Genomic DNA, 22,214 nt, shown 5'->3' with positions numbered 1-22,214 from the left:
TATAGTCGGTGAAACAGATTTCCTTTAAATTCCGTCCAGAGAGGCGGGGAAGGAGGTCAGAATGTCTGTACGCACTGTCTTGCAGCATGCTGATATCACCCGAGCGTTGACTCGGATTTCCCATGAAATCCTTGAGTCCAATCGCGGTTCAGACGATCTCGTCATTCTCGGTATTCCTACGCGTGGGGTCACTCTCGCTAGGCGTATCGCGGCCATCATCCAATCGGTCGACCCGACGCCCGTGACATCAGGGGTGCTCGACGTCACGATGTACCGCGATGATCTGGCACAGAATCCCACTCGAGCAACTGGCCCGACCGATATCCCGGCCGGTGGTATTGACGGCAAGACCGTCGTGCTGGTCGACGACGTGTTGTATTCCGGGCGCACCATCCGTGCCGCACTCGACGCTCTCGGCGATCTCGGTCGCCCTCGCGCCGTACGGCTGGCGGTTCTGGTCGACCGCGGTCACCGGGAGTTTCCGATCCGGGCCGACTTCGTGGGTAAGAATCTTCCCAGCTCGATGGAGGAACGTATTAACGTGCGCCTTGAAGAGATCGACGGATCGGATGAGGTGACGATCGGATGAGGCACCTACTCAGCACCCAGGGCCTGCCCCGCGACGAAGCTATCGCGATTCTTGATGTCGCCGAAGATATGGCGGCAGTCTCCGAGCGCGAAGTGAAGAAGCTTCCGACGCTGCGCGGTAAAACCGTGATCAACCTCTTCTTCGAAGACTCAACGCGCACGCGTATCTCATTCGAAGCAGCGGCGAAGCGACTGAGCGCTGATGTCATCAACTTTGCAGCCAAGGGATCGAGCGTATCCAAGGGGGAGAACCTCAAGGACACCGCTCAGACTCTCGCTGCCATGGGAGCCGACGCGGTCGTCGTTCGACACTGGGCATCCGGCGCCCCGAAGACTTTGGCCGATGCAGGCTGGATCGATGCCGGAATTGTGAATGCCGGTGACGGCACGCATGAGCATCCGACTCAAGCGCTGCTCGATGCTTTCACGATTCGTCGTCGTCTTCACGGGGCTGCTGCGCGGGGCAAAGGGTTGGACGGTGTGACCGTCACGATCGTGGGAGACATCGTTCACTCTCGAGTGGCGCGCTCGAACGTCTGGCTGCTGACGACGCTCGGCGCCCAGGTGACGCTGGTTGCCCCGGCGACTCTTCTTCCCGTGAACCTCAGTGGGTGGCCAGTCGAGGTCTCCTACGACCTTGACGACGCGATCGCGCAAGGTCCAGACGTCATCATGATGCTGCGAGTGCAGGCCGAGCGTATGACGGCCGCATTTTTCCCCAACGCGCGTGAGTATTCACGCCAGTGGGGGCTCAATGACGAACGGATGACCGCTCTGCCAACAAGTAGCATGGTCATGCACCCCGGGCCGATGAACCGCGGTCTGGAAATCTCGGCGGGAGCCGCGGATTCACCACAATCGACAGTGCTTGAGCAAGTGGCGAATGGCGTCTCCGTCAGAATGTCGGTGCTGTATCACTTGCTGTCCGGAGCTGTGGAGCGGTGAGCGCGGGAATTATGCCCGCCGCCCCTGAATGCGTACTAACCCAGAGAAGAGGACTCTCGTGAGTATCAGAATCGTCAACGCCACGCTGCCCAACGGTGAGCGCGCCGACTTCACGATTGAGCGCGGGGTTTTCACCGACGCGACATCCGCTGATCGCACGATTGATGCCTCAGGCCTGCAGGCTCTGCCCGGACTTGTCGATCTCCACACTCACTTGCGGGAACCCGGCTTTGAGCAGAGCGAAACGGTGCTCTCGGGCAGTCGTGCTGCTGCGATGGGCGGCTTCACCGCTGTCTTCGCGATGGCTAACACCATGCCGGTTCAAGACACCGCTGGAGTTGTTGAGCAGGTTCAGTCGCTCGGCATCGACCACGGGTACGCGACAGTGCGCCCCATCGGCGCTGTCACCGAAGGGCTCGAGGGCGTCAAGCTTTCCGAGATTGGCGCAATGGCGAATTCGCGAGCCGGCGTGCGCGTCTTCTCCGACGATGGCAAGTGCGTTCACAACGCGTTGCTCATGCGTCGCGCGCTCGAATACGTGAAAACTTTTGATGGTGTGGTCGCCCAGCATGCTCAGGAGCCGACGCTCACCGTCGACGCTCAAATGAATGAGGGCGCGGTGTCGAGTGAGCTTGGCCTCGCGGGCTGGCCTGCCGTCGCAGAAGAATCGATCATCGCCCGCGATGTGTTGCTCGCCGAACACGTGGGGGCACGCCTCCATATCTGTCACCTGTCCACCGCTGGTTCTGTTGACGTCATCCGTTGGGCTAAGGCGCGCGGAATTGCGGTTACTGCCGAAGTGACGCCTCACCACCTGCTGCTCACCGAAGAGCTTGTGCGCGGCTACGACGCTCGCTTCAAAGTGAACCCGCCTCTGCGTCGTGACGAAGACGTTCACGCGCTTCGTGCCGCTCTCGCCGACGGCACCATTGACATTGTCGCTACCGACCACGCGCCGCACCCGCCCGAGGCGAAAGAATGCTCGTGGGCAGAAGCTGCGTTTGGCATGGTCGGTCTTGAATCCGCCCTCAACGTCGTTCAGCAGGCTGTCGTCGATACTGGTCAGTTGAACTGGACGGATGTCGCACGCGTCCTATCGCAGAAGCCGGCCGAAATCGGTCGTCTTGATGGCTACGCGACACCGTTCGCTCTCGGTTCAGCCGCGAACCTCGTGCTGCTCGACCCGAGCGCACGGTCAACGTTCTCTACCGAGTCACTTCGGGGCAAGAGCACGAACTCGCCGTATCTTGGACGCGAACTTCCTGGTCGCGTGATGACCACCATCCATAACGGTTACGAAACCGTTCGAGATGGCGACGTGGTCGACGCGACTGAGGTCGCTCAGCAGGCCAGACTGGCTGAAAGCGAGGCTGCTCATGTCTAAAGACATTTCAACGCTGATAGTGATCGGCTTCGTGGCCGTAATCCTCGCACTCATGGTCACTGGCTGGTACGCGCGAAAGCGACGACAGGCACACATCGGTCTTCCAGTTGCACCGCCGGCCGACCTCGACGATAGCGACCTGCGGTTTAGCGGCAAGTACGTCTCGACCACGGTTGCCGGCGATCAGCTGAACCGCGTGAACGTGCATGGCCTTGGATTCCGGGCGAATTGCTTGCTCGAGGTCCATCCCGAAGGAATCGTCGTTTCGCGTGCGGGATCAGACGACCTCTGGCTTGCTCGTGACACCGTGCGCGGCATTTCCCGCGCCACCTGGACCATCGACCGCGTGGTCGAAAACAACGGACTGCAGGTGATCGAGTGGACGCTCGATGGCACTGCAGTCGATAGCTATTTCCGAATGGACGACCCCGAGACGTGTGAACGCGCCCTCGAAACAGTCGTCGGCAATGAAAGGCAGTCCCTGTGACTTTTGAACCTGCAGTGCTCGTCCTTGAAGATGGCACGCGCTATCTCGGTCAGGCTTACGGCGCCCGAGGCCAGCGCCTTGGCGAAGTAGTCTTCGCCACCGGTATGACGGGCTACCAAGAGACGATCACCGATCCCAGCTATGCGGGCCAGATCGTCGTCATGACGGCACCGCACATCGGCAACACCGGGGTTAACGATGAGGACCCTGAATCCTCGCGAATCTGGGTCTCTGGCTTCGTTGTGCGTGATGCTAGCCGCGTCGTCTCGAACTACCGCGCCGATGGATCGCTGGACGACGAGCTCGTCAAACAGGACATCGTGGGAATCAGCGGGGTCGATACTCGCGCAATTACGCGTCGCCTGCGCGACTCCGGCTCAATGCGTGGGGGAATTTTCTCTGGAGCGGATGCCGAACTCAGCGACGACGAGCAGCTTGCCGCTGTCACGGCCGCAGCCCAGATGAGCGGCCAGAGCCTGTCATCAGAAGTATCGACATCCGAGACCTATGTTGTCGCCGCGGTGGGGGAGAGCATCGGTCGTTTGGCCGTTCTCGACCTCGGAGTGAAGACGTCAACGCTCAACTACCTCGCCGAGCGCGGTTTCGACGTTCACGTGCTGCCCCAGACCATCACCTTCGACGAGCTGATGGCGATCGAGCCGGTCGCCGTCTTCTACTCCAATGGTCCAGGCGACCCGTCGGCCTCCGACGCTCACGTTGCGCTCCTCACTGAGGTGCTCACGAAGGGGCTGCCGTTCTTCGGTATCTGTTTCGGCAACCAGCTGCTCGGTCGCGCACTCGGCTACGGCACCTACAAGTTGCCCTTCGGCCACCGCGGAATCAACCAGCCCGTCATCGATGTGCAGACACAGCGCACCGAAATAACCGCGCACAACCACGGTTTTGCGGTTGACGCCCCCATCGGCGAAATCAGCCAGTCACCGGCGGGCTTTGGCCGCGTCGAGGTCAGCCACGTCAACCTCAACGACAACGTTGTTGAGGGTCTCCGCGCCCTCGACATCCCCGCTTTTTCAGTGCAGTACCACCCCGAGGCGGCCTCAGGCCCCCACGATGCCAACTATCTTTTCGACAGGTTCCGCGACCTTGTTCTCGAGAACGCAAAGGACAGCAAGTAATGCCCAAGAGAGAAGACATTTCCTCGGTACTGGTCATCGGCTCCGGCCCGATCGTTATCGGTCAGGCCGCAGAGTTCGACTACTCCGGAACGCAAGCCTGCCGCGTACTGCGTGAGGAGGGCATCCGAGTCATCCTGGTGAACTCGAACCCGGCCACAATCATGACTGACCCCGATTTCGCCGATGCAACCTACATCGAACCGATCACGTGGGAAGTCATCGAGTCGATCATTGCCAAGGAGCGTCCGGATGCGCTGCTGCCGACATTGGGTGGCCAGACCGCTCTCAACGCTGCCATCGAGCTCGACGCTCACGGCATCCTCGAGAAGTACAACGTCGAACTGATCGGCGCGAACCTCGAAGCGATCAACCGTGGTGAAGACCGCCAGATCTTCAAGCAGCTCGTGATCGATTGTGGTGCCGAGGTCGCGAAGTCGTACATCGCGCGCACGGTTCCTGAGGCGGTTGAGTTTGCCGAGGATCTCGGATATCCACTTGTGATCCGCCCCTCTTTCACGATGGGCGGCCTCGGCTCTGGCTTCGCGTATTCACGCGAGGAACTGATCCGGATGGTCACTGACGGCTTGCACCAGAGCCCCACGACCGAGGTGCTGCTCGAAGAGAGCATCCTGGGCTGGAAAGAGTACGAGCTCGAGCTCATGCGCGACACGTCAGACAACACCGTTGTCGTGTGTTCGATTGAGAATGTTGACCCGGTCGGTGTTCACACCGGTGACTCGATCACTGTTGCCCCGGCGCTCACGCTCACCGACCGTGAGTACCAGAATCTCCGCGACATCGGCATCGACATCATCCGCGCCGTTGGCGTCGACACCGGCGGCTGCAATGTTCAGTTCGCGATCGATCCCGCCACTGGGCGTGTAATCGTCATCGAGATGAACCCGCGCGTTTCGCGGTCGAGTGCTCTGGCGTCGAAGGCGACAGGCTTCCCGATCGCTAAGATCGCTGCCAAGCTCGCCATCGGGTACCGCCTCGACGAGATCCCCAATGACATCACGAAGGTCACACCGGCGAGCTTTGAGCCGACCCTCGACTACGTCGTGGTCAAGGTTCCGCGGTTTGCGTTCGAGAAGTTCCCGGCGGCAGACACGCGTCTCACGACCACGATGAAATCGGTCGGTGAGGCCATGGCAATCGGTCGCAACTATTCGACCGCTTTGCAGAAAGCGCTTCGTTCACTCGAAAAGCGCGACTCGAGCTTCCATTGGAAGGGCGAAGTCGGCGACAAGGCGGAGCTGTTGGCTCTGTCGTCCATTGCCACCGACGGTCGTATCGTCACGGTGCAGCAGGCGATGCGCGCCGGCGCCACGACCGAAGAGGTCTTCGAAGCCACCAAGATTGACCCGTGGTTTGTTGATCAGATTGCTCTCATCAACGAGGTTGCGGTCGACATTGCGGATGCCGCTGAGCTGTCTGCTGCATTGCTCACGCACGCCAAGAACCATGGTTTCAGTGACGTGCAAATCGCTGAGCTTCGGGGGACCACTGAGGCAGAGGTCCGCGACCTGCGGTGGGGACTCGATGTGCGCCCCGTCTTCAAGACGGTCGACACGTGTGCTGGGGAATTCCCGGCTCTCACCCCGTACCACTACTCAAGCTATGACTCCGAGACTGAAGTTGCCCCGAGCGACAAGACGAAGGTCATCATTCTTGGTTCCGGTCCGAACCGTATTGGTCAGGGCATTGAGTTTGACTACTCGTGCGTTCATGCCTCGTTTGCCCTCTCTGATGCGGGTTACGAGACCATCATGATCAACTGCAACCCCGAGACGGTCTCGACGGACTACGACACGAGTGACCGCCTCTACTTCGAGCCCCTCACGCTCGAAGATGTGCTCGAGATCATCCATGCAGAGAGCCAGAGCGGTGAACTCCTCGGAGTGATCGTTCAGCTCGGTGGCCAGACGGCTCTGGGACTCGCTCAGGGCCTCAAGGATGCCGGCATCCCCATCCTCGGAACAACGCCAGAGGCGATCGACCTTGCCGAAGAACGCGGTTTGTTCTCGGAGATTCTCGACAACGCTGGACTGCTCGCGCCGAAGAATGGCACCGCCACCAACCAAGAAGAAGCGATCGAGATTGCCGAACACATCGGGTTCCCGGTTCTCGTTCGCCCCTCGCACGTGCTCGGTGGCCGTGGCATGGAAATCATTTATGACTCCGAAGCTCTCGCCGACTACTTCGACCGGGTGCGCGACGTCGTGATCATCTCGCCGAGCTCACCGCTGCTCGTTGACCGCTTCCTCGATGACGCCATCGAGATCGACATCGACGCAATTTATGATGGAACTGAGCTATACGTCGGCGGCATCATGGAGCACATCGAAGAAGCCGGTATTCACTCCGGCGACTCGGCGTGCACCCTTCCGTCGGTCACTCTTGGCCGCGACGTGCTCAATCGAGTGCGCGAGGCTACCCTCGCCATCGCTGAGGGCGTCGGCGTGCGCGGTTTGTTGAACGTGCAGTTCGCGATCGGCCAGGGCATCCTCTATGTGCTCGAAGCCAACCCTCGTGCCAGCCGTACGGTTCCCTTCGTCTCGAAGGCACTCGGGATTCCGCTGGCGAAGGCTGCTGCTCTGGTCATGGCTGGTTCAAGCATCCGCCAACTCGTTGAGAGCGGGCTGCTGCCGGTTCTCGATGGTTCGCAAGTGCCATCGACGTCGCCGGTTTCGGTGAAAGAAGCGGTTCTGCCGTTCCGACGCTTCCGCACTGTTGAGGGCCACGTCGTTGACTCGGTTCTCGGCCCGGAGATGCGTTCCACCGGTGAGGTTATGGGTATCGACTCGAACTTCCCCAAGGCATTCGCCAAGAGCCAAGAAGCCGCGTACGGCGGGTTGCCCGATAGCGGGTCGGTGTTTGTGTCGGTTGCTGACCGTGACAAGCGTGCCGTCATCCTGCCGGTTCTGCGCCTTAGCCAGCTTGGCTTCACGATTCTGGCTACCGAAGGCACCGCCGAGATTCTCGCGCGCAACGGCATCGAAGCTCAAGTGGTGCGCAAGTACTTCATGGGCCAAGAAGCAAATGCTGCTGAACCGTCGATCGTTGAAATGATCAACGACGGCAAGGTGGATGTCGTGATCAATACGCCAAGCGGACGCAGTGCGCGTGCCGATGGCTACGAGATCCGCACCGCGACAGTCGCCGCCGACAAGCCGATCTTCACGACCATGGCCCAGCTTGCGGCCGCTGTCGCGTCGTTTGAGGCTATTCGCGACGGCTTTGATGTGCGATCGCTTCAGGATTACGCTCTGGATCGTGCCGCCGAGCTCGAGAAGGTAGCCAACAATGCCTAGTTTCTCCTCACGGCTTGCGCAGACCTTCGAAGAATTTGGGGGAGTGTGCATGGGAGTGGACCCGCATCCGTTCCTTCTCGAAAGCTGGGGACTCTCCAACGACGCGCACGGCGTGCGTGAGTTCGCGCTTCGTGCGGTGGATTCCGCCGCCGGCAACGTAGGCATGATCAAGCCCCAAGTCGCTTTCTTCGAACGCTTCGGGTCCGCGGGCTACGCGATTCTCGAGGAGTCTTTCGCCCTGGCGCGCTCCGCCGGATTGCTCGTGATTGCCGATGTGAAGCGTGGCGACCTGTCGTCGTCCGTCGATGCCTACGGGCAAGCGTGGCTGACCCCGGGCTCGCCCCTCGAGGCCGACGCAATGACTGCTGTGGCGTATCAAGGAGTGTCGGAGCTGTCTGGGCCATTCGAGCTTGCTCGCTCAGCAGGTAAAGGTATTTTCGTGCTGGCGGCGACCTCTAACGCTTCGGCTCACACCATCCAGTCGGCTCGCATCACTGAAGGTGAACACGAGGGGGCGACCGTCGCCGCTAGCGTTGTGCGCGACGTGGCGGCTCTCAATACCGAAAGCGGGCTTGGGTCGTTTGGTGTCGTGATCGGTGCCACCGTCGAGGTTGCCGACTATGGCATCCGCAATGGTGAGCTGGTTGATCTGCCGATTCTGGCACCGGGTTTCGGAGCCCAAGGTGCTCAGGTCGAGCAGGCGCGCGAGCTCTACGGTGATGCCGTGGCGAATACGATCGTGACCGTTTCCCGCAGCGTTCTGCAAGAGGGTGCGAGTCAGATTCCGGCCGAGCTTCGATCGCTACGGTCGCAACTTCGTGAGCAGGTTCGCTAATGGGACCTCGCCCGGAGCCACCCGCCGTTGACCGCGCAGCGGCTTCCCGCGCGGCAATTGCGGCGCGACGCGCCCGGGCATCCGTTAAACGCGAAGTTGCTGAGCGCGCTCGGACTGCCCTCAGCGTCGCCCGAACGGCATGGGCTCAACCTGACAGCGCAGAGGCCCGCCTGCTCGTGCGCGAACTGATGATGAGTGTTCCGTCTCTCGGTCCAACCCGTGTCGAATCGATCATGGCCGATCTGGCGATCGCCGATCGCAAGCGCGTCGGTGGCCTCGGTCCGAAGCAGCGCGAACGGCTCGCGGCCTACCTTTCGGAGCGCCAAGGGCCAGAGCCAACGCGGCTCGTGGTCTTGGCGGGCCCGACCGCCGTCGGCAAGGGAACCGTGTCGAGCTTCATCCGTGACAACCACCCGGATGTGTTGCTGAGCGTGTCCGCAACTACCCGCAAGCCCCGGCCTGGCGAGGTCGACGGTGTTCACTATTATTTCGTGACCGATGACGAATTCGACTCGATGATCGCAAACGCTGAGTTGCTTGAGTGGGCGGTCGTGCATAATTCGTACCGCTATGGCACTCCACGCCCGCCGATCGATGCCGCTCTTTCTGAAGGAAAGCGGGTGTTGCTTGAGATTGATTTGCAAGGCGCGCGTTCGGTTCGAAGCGTCATGCCCGAGGCCCTTTTGGTCTTTCTTCTCCCGCCAACGTGGGAAGAATTGGTGCGCCGCCTAATCGGTCGTGGCACCGAAGATGCCGCCGAACAGGCCCGCCGTTTAGAGACCGCAAAGGTCGAATTGGCGGCTCAAGAAGAGTTCGATGTGAAAGTCGTGAACACAGAAGTAAGCCAAGCGGCTCAAGAAGTCGTAGAATTGATGGATGCGCCCGCTGGCGCGACCACTTCCGACTCCAAGGAGCACCCTCATGGTTGACAAGAACTCGGGCATCATTGATCCCCCCATTGACGAACTGCTGTCGAAGGTTGACTCCAAGTACCAGCTCGTCATCTTCGCTTCGAAGCGCGCTCGTCAGATCAACGACTACTACGCTGACCTCCACGAGGGCAGCCTGTTCGACAACGTCGGGCCCCTCGTAGACTCCACGATTGACGACAAGCCGCTCTCGGTTGCTCTCCACGAGATCAACGAGAACAAGCTCGAGCTCAAGCGCCTCAGCAACGAATAGAACCCTTCGGTGGCCGCGCTCAACATTGTCGTCGGGATCTCCGGCGGGATAGCTGCTTATAAGGCGGTTTCGGTTGTGCGTGAGCTGGTGCTCGCTGGCCACGACGTTCATGTCGTGGCCACGAGCAACGCCCTCAAGTTCGTAGGCCTACCTACCCTTGAGGCGATTAGCCGCAATCCCGTCCACACTGACCTCTATGAAGGCGTGGATGAGGTGCGGCACGTCTCTGTCGGCCAAGCCGCAGACGTCATCGTCGTCGCTCCCGCTACGGCGAACACGATCGCTAAGATCGCGACCGGTCAAGCGAGTGACTTCCTCGGCAACACCATCCTCGCGACCCGCGCACCCATTCTTGTGGCGCCGGCGATGCACACCGAGATGTGGCAGAACCCGGCGACGGTCGCCAACATCGAGACTTTGCGTTCGCGTGGCATCCGCATTGTTGGTCCAGAATCCGGCCAGTTGACTGGTTCCGATAGCGGACCCGGACGGATGTCTGAGCCCAGCGACATTGTCGCCGCGGTTCTTGAGACGGTGGTCTCGTCGCGCGATCTCGTCGGTCGCTCGGTGCTGGTTACGGCGGGTGGCACTCGGGAACCCCTCGATCCGGTGCGCTTCATTGGCAATCGTTCGAGCGGCAAACAGGGCGTTGCTCTGGCTGTGGCCGCCGCGGCGCGCGGTGCTGACGTCACCCTCATTGCCGCCAATCTTGAAGTGCCGCTTCCGGCTGGAGTTCGCTGCATTCAGGTGTCCACGACGTTGGAACTTCAGGCAGCGGTGCAGGCTGAAGCGAAGTCGGCCGATGCCATCGTTATGGCGGCGGCGGTTGCTGACTACCGTCCGGCCGAGACTGCTCAATCGAAGATTAAGAAGCGCAGCGATTCGAGCACCCTCGAGTTGCGTCTTGAGGAGAACCCTGACATTTTGCGTGGTCTCGCGGCAGAGAGCCCCGAGAGCCAGATCGTCGTTGGCTTCGCTGCCGAGACTGAGCCGCACGACGCTGCGCTACTTGAGCTGGGCCGCGCAAAGATCGCGCGTAAGGGCTGCGACTTCTTGGTGATCAACCGCGTCGGGTGGACTGAAGGTTTTGCCTCAGACCGTAACACCGTGATCGTCATCGACAAGGTCGGCGATAGAGTGGGTGAGGCAAGCGGAAGCAAGTTGTCGGTGGCTCACCGCATTCTGGATCTTGTGTTCGCAGCCCGCTGACATCCATTCATCACTACCGGAGACGGCTTATGACTTCGCCCCTGCGCACCTTCACCTCGGAGTCTGTTACCGAGGGACACCCCGACAAGATCTGTGATCAGATCAGCGACAGCATTCTTGACGCTTTGCTCGAAGAAGACCCGAATGCTCGGGTCGCTGTCGAGACTCTCGTGACAACGGGGCTCGTTCACGTCGCCGGCGAAGTGACGACAACCGGCTACGCCGACATCCCTGCCATCGTGCGCGATCGCATTTCCTCCATCGGTTATAACTCGTCTGATGTTGGCTTTGATGGTCGTTCGTGTGGTGTCTCTGTCTCGATTGGTGCGCAGTCTCCCGACATCGCTCAGGGCGTTGATCGTGCGCTCGAAGCGCGTGAAGGCAATTCAACAGACTCGTTGGATCTCTTGGGCGCCGGCGACCAGGGGGTCATGTTCGGATACGCCACTAACGAGACTCCGCAGTTCATGCCTGCTCCTGTCTGGTTCGCTCATCGCATGGCCGAGCGTCTTGCGGCGGTGCGCAAGGAGGGCCTGGTCGACTATTTGCGTCCCGACGGCAAGACTCAGGTCACCGTGGGCTACGAGGGATCGGTGCCGCGCAGCATTGAGACTGTCGTGTTGTCGACGCAGCATTCGCCGTCTGTTTCGACCGCCCAGTTGCGCCGTGAGATCGAAGAACTCGTCGTGCGACCGATTGCAGAAAGCGCCGGCCTCGACCTGTCGAATCTGCAGTCCATTGTGAACCCAAGCGGTCGCTTCGAAATTGGCGGCCCTCAGGGTGATGCCGGTGTCACAGGGCGCAAGGTCATCGTTGATACCTACGGTGGGGCATCCCGTCACGGTGGGGGAGCATTCAGTGGCAAAGACCCCTCCAAAGTTGACCGTTCAGCGACCTATGCCATGCGCTGGGTGGCGAAGAATGCGGTTGCCGCAGGTCTTGCTGATCGTCTCGAAGTCCAAATCGCCTATGCGATTGGCCGAGCAGCACCCGTCAGCCTGTTTGTCGAAACCTTTGGCACCGGCCATGTTTCTGACGAGGCCATTTTGGGCGCGATCCATGAGGTATTCGATCTGCGACCGGGCGCGATCATCCGCGATCTCGATCTCTTGCGTCCCATTTACGCGAAGACTGCAACCTACGGTCACTTCGGTCGTGAGCTTCCTGAGTTCACGTGGGAGCGACTTGACCGCGTTGAGGCTCTTCGCGGGGCCGCCGGGCTGTAGAGATGAGTGAGGCATCCATCGCTCGGGTGCTCATTGATTCGCCGCTGCCCCAACTCGACAGACTCTTTGACTACGCGGTTCCCGAGAAGTTTCGTGCCGAGGCGCGCGCTGGCGTTCGTGTCAAGGTTCCGCTGCGCACGCTCGGCCGGCTCGTGGAGGGCTGGATTGTTGAGCTCACCGATACTGTCGCCTACGCAGGCAAGCTCAGCGAGCTCGACGCAGTAATCTCCCCGTTTCCCGTGTTGTCGCCAGAGGTGTGGACTCTGGCGCGCACGGCGGCGGATCGGGCGGCCGGCAATGCAGCCGATGTGCTGCGGTTGGGCATCCCGAAACGTCACGCTCGGGCGGAGAAATCACTCCCCGAGCCCGCGACGGTCACGTACGACCCGCTCCCTGAAGCGCGTGCAGTGTCGTACTTCGACGCGGGTGCCATCGGCACTCTTATCGCCGAGCACAAGCGGGCCGCGCTGGCAGCACCGACTGGCGTAGCGGAGGTCGCTCCTGGCGTGTGGGTTGGCCGTTGGGCTGTCACGATGGCCGAACTCGCCTCGCAGGCTCTTGCTCGCGGCACGACCGCGATTCTGGCGACCCCCGACTTTCGTGATCAGGAACAACTTGAGGCAGCCGTCGCGGCTCTGCTGCCCGCTGAGCGCGTGTTGAGATTGGATGCTCGCCAGAGCGTTCAGAAGCGCTACGGCAACTTTCTACGCACCCACGAAGACACCCCGTTCGTCATCATTGGCAACCGTTCCGCGGTGTACGCGCCCGCATCTAATCTCGGGCTGATCGTGGTGTGGGATGACGGCGATCCGCTCTACAGCGAAAATCTCACGCCGTATATCCATACGCGGGATGCCGCACTGCTCCGCCAAGAACAGCAGCACTGTTCGCTGGTGTTCATGAGCCATTCGCGCAGCACCGAAGTGCAAAGACTCGTTGAAGTGGGGTGGATAGCGGCCATCAGCCCTGGCGGCATCCGGCCACCGAAAGTGATCCCTACCGCAAACCAAGAGAGCCAAGACCGGCTCGCGGCCCTTGCTCGTATTCCCTCCTCAGCATGGAAGGCGGCGCGTGCCGGGCTCGACGAAGGTCCTGTGCTCGTGCAGGTGGCGCGCCCCGGCTACGCACCCCGCTTGGCCTGCGCCGAGTGCTCGCAGACTGCCCGCTGCACCACGTGCGCCGGGCCGCTTGCGCAACGGTCGGCATCCGCTACTCCCAGCTGTGTCTGGTGCGGCGCGCTTGCCGTCAAGTGGCGCTGTCGTGAGTGTGACGGCACTCGACTGCGCATGGTTGGATCGGGCACCGGCCGTACCGCTGACGAACTAGGACGCGCCTTCCCTGGCTATCGTGTGATCGTCGCGGATGGCGAGCATCAGATTCTCACGGTGGCCAACGAGCCATCGCTCATCATTGCTACCCGAGGTGCTGAGCCGATCGCAGAGGGCGGCTACCGCGCCGTCATTTTGCTTGACGGCGCCGGAATGTTGGCGCGAGAGAGTTTGCGTGTTGCTGAGGACTGTCTTCGAGCGTGGTCAAACGCGATTGCTCTCGGCGCGGACGGCGCCCCCTCGGTCGTTGTTGGTGTTGGCGGCTCACTCGCGACAGCACTTGTCACGTGGCGCCAAGAAGATTTCGCTCAAGCTGAACTCGCCGATCGCCGTGAGTTGCGGTTTCCGCCGGCAGTGCGAGTCGCGACTCTCACGGGAAAGATTCCGCTCGTTTCGGATGCGATCAGCCAGCTGCCGGTCGCGCCTCTCGATGTGCTCGGCCCCGTCGATCTGCCCGATGGCCTGGTTCGCACCATCATCCGTTTCGACTACAAAGACGGAGCGGCCGTCGCAGAGCAACTCAAAGCACTCGTGGTTGCGGCCACGACGGTGTCCCGCAGCAGCCGCAAACCGGGGGCTCCACGCTCCAGCCAGCCGACGCCCGGGCTTCGCGTTCATCTCGACGATCTGGAGCCGTTTGTTGACCTGTAGCCCCAGCGTGCACCCGTGTGGGCTATTTCACGAGACAATTGGGGGATGACTTCGTTGCGACTTCTTTTTGCCGGTAGCCCCGAGGTTGCTGTTCCCAGTCTTGACGCGCTTCTGAACTCCGAGCACGAGGTGGCCGGCGTGCTCACGCGCACCGACTCGCCGCAGGGCCGCCGCCGGGTCATGACACCGACGCCAGTGGCCGCGCGCGCTGAAGAAGCCGGGATCAGCGTGATTCGCGCCAATCGGCTCGACGTCGCTGCGGCATCCGCAATTTCGGATCTGAATGTCGATTTGGGCGTGATTGTGGCCTATGGCGGGCTTGTTCCGGCCTCAGTTCTCACCATTCCCCGGCTCGGCTGGATCAACCTGCATTTCTCTCTCTTGCCGCAATGGCGCGGGGCTGCACCCGTGCAGCGCGCGATCATGGCCGGCGATACCGTTTCGGGCGCAGCCGTCTTTCAACTCGTCGAGCAGCTTGATGCTGGCGACGTTTTCGCGACGATGACGGAACCGATTGGCGCGCAGCAAACAGCAGGTTCGCTCCTGCAGCAGTTGTCCTTCTCCGGCGCTGAGCTACTCAGTCGCGTGGTCGACTCCATTGGCGCAGGCACTGCCACCGCGGTTCCGCAGACCGGCGACGTGACTCTTGCGCCCAAGCTGTCGCTCGAAGACGGACGCATTGACTGGACAGCGCCCGCGCAGACAGTGCACAACCGCATTCGTGGCGTGACTCCCGAACCCGGTGCCTCAACGACAATCGACGGAGCACGACTCAAGCTTCTCGAGGCCGCGATCGCTCGCGACGTCCCGACTCTCGCGCCGGGGCACTTCGATTTCGTCGGCAAGAAGGTTTTGGTCGGTACCGCAACCGAACCACTCGAACTTCTCCGGGTTCATCCCGAGGGACGCAAAGCAATGGATGCCGCAGCCTGGTGGCGCGGCCTGAACTCAGAATCAGAGGTGGTGGCTTCGTGAGCTACGCACAGTCAGCCCGTCGGGTCGCGCTCGACGTCATTATGGCGGTGCGCGAGTCGGATGCGTACGCGAACCTCCTGCTTCCCGTGCACTTGGAGCGCGCGAAACTGTCGAGCGCGGATGCCGGGCTTGCCACCGAACTGACCTACGGCACCTTGCGCATGCAGGGTTACTACGACGCGGTGATCGCTCAGGCGGCTGGCCGCGATGTCTCCAAGATTGACCCGCCCGTGCTCGACGTGTTGCGCCTCGCCACGCATCAGTTGCTGTCGATGCGCGTTCCCTCACACGCGGCAGTGGATGAGTCGGTGCGCCTCGCAAAGATGATCGGATCGCGTTCCGCGGTCGGGTTCGTCAACGCGGTGCTGCGCGCGATCACTAAGCACGACGCTGATACCTGGCGCGAGCGAGTGATCGGTGCTGCAGGCTCGGGGGAGCAAGCCCTTGCGGTGGCGTATTCGCATCCGTTGTGGGTGACCCGGGCCTTCCGACAGGTGTTGGTCGCTGAGGGTCGCGAAGCTGAGCTCGAAGGTTTGCTCGCAGCAGACAATGTTCCGGCCCGGGTATCGGTCGCGGCGCTTCCTGGATTCTCGGAGGTCGCCAACATCGACATCACGCCGGCAGAATACTCGCCCGTGGGTGGAACTTTGCGTGAAGGAGACCCGTCGAAGAACTCGGCCATCGCCGCGGGGCGCGCTCGCGTGCAAGACGAAGGCTCCCAGATTGCGGCACTCGCGCTTAGCCGCGTTCGGCCCATTGTGGCGGGGGAGTCGTGGCTCGATATGTGTGCCGGCCCGGGTGGCAAAGCCGCGCTGTTAGCCGCGGAAGCGCTGGAGGGTGGTGCCGTGCTCACCGCCAACGAACTGATTCCGGCTCGTGCCAAGCTCGTTCGCAATGCCCTCGCGGTCTTCGACGCTCCGCCTGAGGTCTGGGAGAAAGACGGCATCGATATCGGCGAGGATCATCCCGAGCAGTTCGACCGCATCCTGCTTGATGCGCCGTGTACTGGTCTCGGCGCGCTTCGCCGTCGCCCTGAAGCTCGCTGGCGCAAACAGCCCGGCGATGTCGCGCAATTGGGCGCGATTCAGACCGCGCTGCTGCAGTCAGCGTTGAAAGCACTCAAGCCGGGTGGAGTTTTGGCCTACGTCACGTGTTCGCCGCATGCCGCCGAGACCAAGGCGATTGTCGGTTCTGTGCTGCGCAAGGCCGAGGGCATCACCAAAATGGATACGCCCTCTGTTGTTCAGAGTTTCTCGAAAGCAGAACTCGACCTGCCAGAGGCAACCCATGTTCAGCTGTGGCCGCACCGTCACGGCACAGATGCCATGTTCATCCAACTCCTTGTCAAAGCAGACTCCTAGATAGGCTCTCGGTATGTCAGTGCGCATTAGCCCCAGTATTCTCGCCGCCGATTTCGTCAACCTTGAGCGCGACATCGCGAAGATTTCGAATGCGGATTTCGTCCACGTCGACATCATGGACAACCATTTCGTGCCCAACCTCACATTCGGTCTCCAGATGACGGAGCGTATTCAACAGGTCTCGCCGATTCCGCTCGATGTGCACTTGATGATCACCGATCCCGACCGCTGGGCCCCCGACTACGCCGATCTCGGTGCGTATGGCGTTACTTTCCACGCCGAAGCGGCGGCGGATGCGGTGGCTCTCGCCCGCACGCTGCGCGCGAAGGGTGCGCGAGCGGGCATCGCGGTCAAGCCGGGCACCGCAATCGAGCCGTATCTCGAACTGCTCGAGGAGTTCGACCAGGTTCTCGTGATGACGGTCGAACCGGGTTTTGGTGGCCAAAGCTTTATGGAAGAGACGATGCCGAAACTGCGACAGCTTCGTGAGCTGGTCGACAAGCGTGGTCTCGACGTGTGGCTCGAAGTTGATGGCGGTGTTGATGAGCGCACGATTGAGATTGCTGCCGCCGCCGGCGCTGACACTTTCGTCGCGGGTTCTTCGGTCTATCGCGGAGATGATCCTTCGTTGCGCGTCTCTGAGCTCCGTGAGCGCGCCAGCGCGCACCGCCACTAACCAGCCGCGCGCTCTCGTCCACACCGCCGAGAGCGAACATCGGCATACAGGGCATCCGCTAGCGCTGATTCTGTCTGCTCTTCTGGTTGACTGGTCGCATGACCGATTCAGGAAAAACTAAGCCAGAGGTCGAGTTCTACGCGGGCGATGCCCCCACCGAACTCGTCATTATTGACATTGAAGAGGGAACCGGCGCAGAAGCAACTGCTGGTTCTACCGTTGACGTGCACTATCTGGGCGTTGACTTTGAGACCCTCGAAGAGTTCGACTCCTCGTGGAGCCGTGGCGAGTCCATTAACTTCCCGCTGATGGCGCTCATCAGCGGGTGGCAAGAAGGAATTCCCGGCATGAAGGTGGGCGGCCGTCGCCAGCTCATCTGCCCGCCACACCTCGCGTACGGGCCTGCTGGCGGAGGGCATCAGCTTTCCGGCCGCACGTTGACCTTCGTCATCGACCTGCTTGGCACGAACTAGTCACGACGCGTTAGTCGTCATGCGGCAAGGGACCGCCCTCCGGGGCGGTACCCTTGACGTGTGAAAGACTTTGATGCACTTTTTGCTGAACTCAGCCGCAAAGCGGTGGAACGCCCCGCCGACTCTGGTTCGGTTGCCCTCTGGGATGCTGGCGTGCATGCGATCGGCAAGAAGGTCGTAGAAGAAGCTGCCGAAGTGTGGATGGCAGCCGAGTACCAGTCTGACGAAGAAACCGCGGACGAAATCTCCCAACTGATTTATCACCTTCAGGTTCTGATGGTTGCCAAGGGGCTCAGCCCTGAGGACGTCTGGCGACATCTCTAACGCCTCGACGCCCCCTTTTCGCACCAATTGACTGAGAGCTGACATGTTAAGAGTTGCAGTGCCCAATAAGGGTTCACTGAGCGAGACCGCATCCGAAATGCTCTACGAAGCGGGCTACGTTGGCCGTCGCGACCCGCGTGCACTCAATGTGCGCGATGAACGCAACGGCGTCGAATTTTTCTACCTTCGCCCACGCGATATCGCGACCTACGTGGGCTCTGGAGCCCTAGACGTAGGAATTACCGGCCGAGACCTCCTGTTGGATTCCGGATCCACCGCGACAGAGATCGCCAGCCTCAACTTTGGCGATTCCACCTTCCGTTTCGCGGGTGAGCCTGGTCGCTTCACCGAGCTTTCCGACCTCAACGGAGTTCGCGTTGCCACCAGCTATGCCGGCCTCGTGGGAGCCTTCCTTGAGCGTCACGGCGTGACAGCCGAGCTCGTCAGTCTTGATGGCGCTGTTGAGTCAGCCATCCGACTCGGAGTTGCGGATGCTGTGGCCGACGTTGTGTCGACAGGTTCGACGCTGCGGGCACAGGGTCTCGAAATCTTCGGCCCCGTCATCCTCGATTCAACCGCTGTATTGATTAGTTCAGGCAACGAAGTTGACGGCAGCGCGACACTCCAGCGTCGCCTCCAGGGCGTGCTTGTCGCTCGCCAATACGTACTCATCGACTATGACGTTCCGGTTGCGCTCCTCGAGGCCGCAACAAAGGTAACGCCCGGTATCGAGAGTCCAACCGTTTCGCCGCTCCAAGACCCTGCGTGGGTTGCGGTGCGCTCAATGGTGCGTCGCGTCGATACCAATCAGGTCATGGACGAGCTTCACGCGGTTGGGGCGCGCGCGATCTTGGTCAGCGCGATTCACGCAGCGAGGATCTAAAGTGGCGGTCGCAGTTCGGGTCATTCCCTGCCTCGATGTCGCCGACGGTCGCGTCGTCAAAGGCGTCAACTTCAAAGACTTGCGAGACGCGGGCGATCCAGTTTCTCTCGCTCGGCTGTACTACGAGCAGGGCGCCGATGAAGTGACGTTTCTCGACGTGACAGCCACGGTTGAAGGTCGCGCGACGATGTACGAAGTCGTGCGCTCCGCCGCCGAGCAAATCTTTATCCCTCTGACTGTCGGCGGGGGAGTGCGTGAGCCAGACGATGTCTCCAAACTCCTTGCCCACGGCGCAGACAAGGTCGGAGTTAACAGCGCAGCTCTTGCCCGGCCGCAGTTGATTGACGACATTGCCCACCGTTTCGGTGCGCAGGTCCTCGTGCTGAGTCTCGACATCAAACGCCGTGGTGACGGCTGGATCGTAACCACGCACGGTGGTCGCACCGAGACAGACCGTGATGCGCTCGAATGGGCTCGCGAGGCCATGGAGCGCGGAGCGGGCGAGTTGCTCGTCAATTCCATCGACGCAGATGGCACGAAAGAGGGCTTTGACCTCGAACTCGTCTCCGCGATCAGCGAGTTTGCGACAGTCCCGGTCATCGCCAGTGGCGGAGCGGGCAGAGTCGAACACTTCGCGCCGGCGATCGATGCCGGCGCTGATGCTGTGCTCGCAGCATCCGTTTTTCACAGTCGCCAGTTGACGGTGGCAGATGTTAAAGCTTCACTCAACAGTCATGGATTGGTTACACGATGAGCGATGAACTCACTCTGGAGACCGTCAGCGATGTGCTTGAACGCGCACAATTCGCCGCCGATGGTTTGTTGCCAGCGATCATTCAGCAGTGGGACACCAAAGAGGTGCTCATGCTCGGTTACATGAACGCGGAGGCGCTGACCCGCACGCTCACCGGGGGTCGCGTGACGTTTTATAGCCGTAGCCGTCAAGAGCTGTGGCGCAAGGGCGACACGAGCGGAAACCGCCAATACGTCCGTACCGCAGCCCTCGACTGCGACCGCGACGCACTCTTGGTCGGTGTCGAGCAGGTCGGTCCGGCCTGCCACACCGGCGCGCACTCGTGCTTCGAAGTAGATCCGCTCCTGCCGCACCAAGGGTTCTCCGATGAATAGCACGACGAGTCGCGATGAATTTGAGTCGCTGGTTGCTGGTGGTCATCGGGTTGTGCCCGTTATCCGTCAGCTTTTTGCCGACGGTGAAACTCCGGTCGGTGTCTATCGCAAGCTCGCGAAAGCAAACCCCGGAACGTTCTTGCTTGAGTCAGCAGGGCAGGGCGGAATTTGGTCCCGTTTTTCTTTCGTGGGGGTCGCCAGTTTCGGCGTTCTCACTGAGCACGAGCACGGTGTTGAGTGGATTGACTACGGGATGCCGCGCGAGCGTATCCTTGGCGACGATTGCCCGACGGCTCCGCTCGAAGCACTCGCGCATCTGAACGAGCGCTGGAAAACGCCGCGCGTTGAGGGCCACCCTCCTCTGACCGGTGGTCTGGTGGGGTTCATCGGCTGGGAGGCTGTTCGCGAGCTGGAAAGTCTTCCTGATGCGCCGCCCGCCGACTTCGATGTCCCGAGTCAGGCACTGAGTTTTGTCTCTGACCTCGTGGTGCTCGATCACCGGTTCGGCACCGTCATGCTCATCTCGACCGCACTGAACGATGGGCATCAAGATCTCGAGGAGATGTGGGCTGAGACCCAGTCCCGCCTCGACCTGATTCAGTCTGGCCTCGCTCAACCCACGGATGCCTTCCTCGCTGATGTAGATATCGAGATCGATCCGGATCCGACTTCGCGCTCCACGCCGGCAGAATACGCCTTGGCGATCGAGAAGTCGAAGGAGTTTATCCGCGACGGCGATGTCTTCCAGGTCGTGATTTCGCAACGCTTTGATCATGAGGTCTCGGCAACGCCGCTCGATGTTTACCGTGTCTTGCGAACGCTCAATCCGTCGCCGTACATGTATCTGCTGTCGCTGGTTGACACCGATGGTCGGCCGTACTCGATTGTGGGTGCAAGCCCAGAGGCACTCGTCAAAGTCTCGCAGCAGCGGGTGCACATGCATCCGATTGCTGGCTCTCGACCACGTGGCGCGGACACAGAACACGATCTTCAGCTTGCCGAGGATCTACTCGCAGACACCAAAGAGCGCGCTGAACATCTGATGCTCGTAGACCTGGCGCGCAATGATCTCCTCAAGGTCTGCACCCCCGGCACCGTCGCTGTTACTGAGTTCATGCAGGTCGAACGCTTTAGTCACATCATGCACCTCGTGTCGTCAGTAGAAGGCGACCTGAGGCCCGGTGCATCCGCGGTCGATGTGTTCCGAGCAACTTTTCCTGCAGGCACCCTCTCGGGCGCACCCAAGCCGCGCGCGCTGGAGATCATCGACGAGCTCGAGCCCGCACAGCGCGGGGTATATGGGGGAGTCGTCGGTTACTTCGACTTCGCCGGTGACGCCGATCTTGCCATCGCAATTCGCACGGTCACGATCGTGGATGGCATGGCTCGCGTTCAAGCCGGAGCTGGTCTTGTGGCCGATTCTGACCCCGACGCCGAGCACCAAGAGGCCCAGAACAAGGCTGCAGCCCCGCTTCGGGCTGTTGCGGTTGCCAATGCGATGACTCACCTCAGCTCATGATGTTGAAGCGCTCACGTTCGATTGTGCTTGGTGGCCTTGTGCTGCTCGGCGCCATCGTGATGCTGACATGGACCCAGCGGTGGTTCACGATCACGCTTCAGGATGACGTAAGCATCGAGGTTTTGGGTAGCGACGCCGCTGGCGCACTCGCCGCTCTAGCGCTGTCAGTTTTCGCTCTCGTCGCAGCGCTCGGCATTGCTTCTGTACTCCTGCGCCGCGTGCTCGGGATCATCGCCGCAATCGTGGGAGTGATCATCGTGGCGGTAAGTCAAGCCACACTAGCTGACCCGGTTCTGGCGGCATCCGAGTTGATTACTGAGGCGACGGGAATCAGCGGCACAGATTCGATTCGATCGCTCGTTGTCGCTGTTCAGGGCACAGCGTGGTCGTACACAGCGCTTGCGTCCGGGGCGTTAGTGATCCTGGTCGGTGTCGCAGCGGCTGTTTCTGCGCGTCACTGGCCGACCGCGACCAAGAAGTACGACCGAGCTACCGCTGTTGTTGCCGATGATCCTGCATCGCAGTGGGACGCTCAAAGTCGAGGAATAGACCCAACTGAGAGCTGATTGGCAACGCTAAGCGGGTTACTC

Annotated in this window: 22 protein-coding genes; all 22 read left to right on the top strand. The window is 61.1% G+C overall.

Annotated features, from left to right (window positions below; translation table 11 throughout):
- The first annotated feature begins 61 nt into the window (after positions 1 to 61).
- The 22 genes from pyrR to I6E56_RS01585 all read left to right on the top strand — a co-directional run bounded on the left by pyrR (position 62) and on the right by I6E56_RS01585 (position 22,190).
- Positions 62 to 589 carry a bifunctional pyr operon transcriptional regulator/uracil phosphoribosyltransferase PyrR gene (gene pyrR, locus I6E56_RS01690; RefSeq protein WP_197135595.1) on the top strand — a complete coding sequence of 176 codons (528 nt, stop codon included), beginning with the start codon at positions 62 to 64 and terminating at the stop codon, positions 587 to 589.
- Complete coding sequence (locus I6E56_RS01685; RefSeq protein ID WP_197135593.1) at positions 586 to 1,533, top strand: aspartate carbamoyltransferase catalytic subunit; 948 nt, start codon at positions 586 to 588, stop codon at positions 1,531 to 1,533. Before pyrR ends, I6E56_RS01685 begins: the two co-directional genes overlap by 4 nt.
- A gap of 28 nt (positions 1,534 to 1,561) precedes the next feature.
- Positions 1,562 to 2,917 (top strand): dihydroorotase, encoded by a 1,356-nt coding sequence (locus I6E56_RS01680; protein ID WP_197135592.1) that lies wholly within the window; start codon positions 1,562 to 1,564, stop codon positions 2,915 to 2,917.
- The gene (locus I6E56_RS01675; protein WP_197135590.1) at positions 2,910 to 3,404 is read left to right on the top strand and encodes a hypothetical protein; all 495 of its coding nucleotides are present in this window, start codon (positions 2,910 to 2,912) and stop codon (positions 3,402 to 3,404) included. Before I6E56_RS01680 ends, I6E56_RS01675 begins: the two co-directional genes overlap by 8 nt.
- Positions 3,401 to 4,540, top strand: a complete 1,140-nt coding sequence (carA, locus tag I6E56_RS01670; protein WP_197135588.1) for a glutamine-hydrolyzing carbamoyl-phosphate synthase small subunit — start codon at positions 3,401 to 3,403, stop codon at positions 4,538 to 4,540. The genes I6E56_RS01675 and carA overlap by 4 nt, the downstream gene beginning before the upstream one ends.
- Positions 4,540 to 7,854, top strand: coding sequence for a carbamoyl-phosphate synthase large subunit (gene carB, locus I6E56_RS01665; protein ID WP_197135586.1), 3,315 nt, complete (start codon positions 4,540 to 4,542; stop codon positions 7,852 to 7,854). The genes carA and carB overlap by 1 nt, the downstream gene beginning before the upstream one ends.
- Complete coding sequence (pyrF, locus tag I6E56_RS01660; RefSeq protein ID WP_197135584.1) at positions 7,847 to 8,689, top strand: orotidine-5'-phosphate decarboxylase; 843 nt, start codon at positions 7,847 to 7,849, stop codon at positions 8,687 to 8,689. Before carB ends, pyrF begins: the two co-directional genes overlap by 8 nt.
- Positions 8,689 to 9,618, top strand: a complete 930-nt coding sequence (gene gmk / locus I6E56_RS01655) for a guanylate kinase (RefSeq protein ID WP_197135582.1) — start codon at positions 8,689 to 8,691, stop codon at positions 9,616 to 9,618. The genes pyrF and gmk overlap by 1 nt, the downstream gene beginning before the upstream one ends.
- Positions 9,611 to 9,871 (top strand): DNA-directed RNA polymerase subunit omega, encoded by a 261-nt coding sequence (gene rpoZ / locus I6E56_RS01650; protein ID WP_197135580.1) that lies wholly within the window; start codon positions 9,611 to 9,613, stop codon positions 9,869 to 9,871. The genes gmk and rpoZ overlap by 8 nt, the downstream gene beginning before the upstream one ends.
- Positions 9,872 to 9,880: 9 nt before the next feature.
- Positions 9,881 to 11,080 carry a bifunctional phosphopantothenoylcysteine decarboxylase/phosphopantothenate--cysteine ligase CoaBC gene (gene coaBC, locus I6E56_RS01645; RefSeq protein WP_197135578.1) on the top strand — a complete coding sequence of 400 codons (1,200 nt, stop codon included), beginning with the start codon at positions 9,881 to 9,883 and terminating at the stop codon, positions 11,078 to 11,080.
- Positions 11,081 to 11,109: 29 nt separating this feature from the next.
- The gene (metK, locus tag I6E56_RS01640) at positions 11,110 to 12,306 is read left to right on the top strand and encodes a methionine adenosyltransferase (RefSeq protein WP_197135577.1); all 1,197 of its coding nucleotides are present in this window, start codon (positions 11,110 to 11,112) and stop codon (positions 12,304 to 12,306) included.
- A 2-nt stretch (positions 12,307 to 12,308) separates the two neighbouring features.
- Positions 12,309 to 14,285 (top strand): primosomal protein N', encoded by a 1,977-nt coding sequence (locus tag I6E56_RS01635; protein ID WP_197135576.1) that lies wholly within the window; start codon positions 12,309 to 12,311, stop codon positions 14,283 to 14,285.
- 54 nt (positions 14,286 to 14,339) lie between these two features.
- Positions 14,340 to 15,260 (top strand): methionyl-tRNA formyltransferase, encoded by a 921-nt coding sequence (fmt, locus tag I6E56_RS01630; protein ID WP_197137990.1) that lies wholly within the window; start codon positions 14,340 to 14,342, stop codon positions 15,258 to 15,260.
- Positions 15,257 to 16,621 carry an RsmB/NOP family class I SAM-dependent RNA methyltransferase gene (locus I6E56_RS01625; RefSeq protein WP_197135575.1) on the top strand — a complete coding sequence of 455 codons (1,365 nt, stop codon included), beginning with the start codon at positions 15,257 to 15,259 and terminating at the stop codon, positions 16,619 to 16,621. Before fmt ends, I6E56_RS01625 begins: the two co-directional genes overlap by 4 nt.
- Positions 16,622 to 16,634: 13 nt before the next feature.
- Entirely contained in the window at positions 16,635 to 17,297 is a 663-nt protein-coding gene (rpe, locus tag I6E56_RS01620; protein WP_197135574.1) for a ribulose-phosphate 3-epimerase, read from the top strand.
- A gap of 98 nt (positions 17,298 to 17,395) precedes the next feature.
- On the top strand, positions 17,396 to 17,770 hold the full coding sequence (locus I6E56_RS01615) for an FKBP-type peptidyl-prolyl cis-trans isomerase (RefSeq protein ID WP_197105681.1): 375 nt from the start codon (positions 17,396 to 17,398) through the stop codon (positions 17,768 to 17,770).
- Positions 17,771 to 17,830: 60 nt separating this feature from the next.
- Complete coding sequence (locus I6E56_RS01610; RefSeq protein WP_197124619.1) at positions 17,831 to 18,094, top strand: phosphoribosyl-ATP diphosphatase; 264 nt, start codon at positions 17,831 to 17,833, stop codon at positions 18,092 to 18,094.
- Between the two features lie 43 nt (positions 18,095 to 18,137).
- On the top strand, positions 18,138 to 18,977 hold the full coding sequence (hisG, locus tag I6E56_RS01605; protein WP_197124621.1) for an ATP phosphoribosyltransferase: 840 nt from the start codon (positions 18,138 to 18,140) through the stop codon (positions 18,975 to 18,977).
- A gap of 1 nt (position 18,978) precedes the next feature.
- Positions 18,979 to 19,731 carry an imidazole glycerol phosphate synthase subunit HisF gene (gene hisF, locus I6E56_RS01600; RefSeq protein ID WP_197135573.1) on the top strand — a complete coding sequence of 251 codons (753 nt, stop codon included), beginning with the start codon at positions 18,979 to 18,981 and terminating at the stop codon, positions 19,729 to 19,731.
- A complete protein-coding gene (hisI, locus tag I6E56_RS01595) occupies positions 19,728 to 20,105 on the top strand; it encodes a phosphoribosyl-AMP cyclohydrolase (RefSeq protein ID WP_197135572.1) in 378 nt (125 codons plus the stop codon). The genes hisF and hisI overlap by 4 nt, the downstream gene beginning before the upstream one ends.
- Entirely contained in the window at positions 20,098 to 21,624 is a 1,527-nt protein-coding gene (locus I6E56_RS01590) for an anthranilate synthase component I (RefSeq protein ID WP_197135571.1), read from the top strand. Before hisI ends, I6E56_RS01590 begins: the two co-directional genes overlap by 8 nt.
- The gene (locus I6E56_RS01585; protein WP_231606208.1) at positions 21,624 to 22,190 is read left to right on the top strand and encodes a Trp biosynthesis-associated membrane protein; all 567 of its coding nucleotides are present in this window, start codon (positions 21,624 to 21,626) and stop codon (positions 22,188 to 22,190) included. Before I6E56_RS01590 ends, I6E56_RS01585 begins: the two co-directional genes overlap by 1 nt.
- The last annotated feature ends 24 nt before the right edge of the window (positions 22,191 to 22,214 follow it).

This window comes from Salinibacterium sp. NK8237, from assembly GCF_015864955.1.
GTDB lineage: Bacteria > Actinomycetota > Actinomycetes > Actinomycetales > Microbacteriaceae > Rhodoglobus.
Note: the sequence above shows the minus strand (reverse complement) of the source record. Positions and strands in the feature narration are given on the sequence as shown.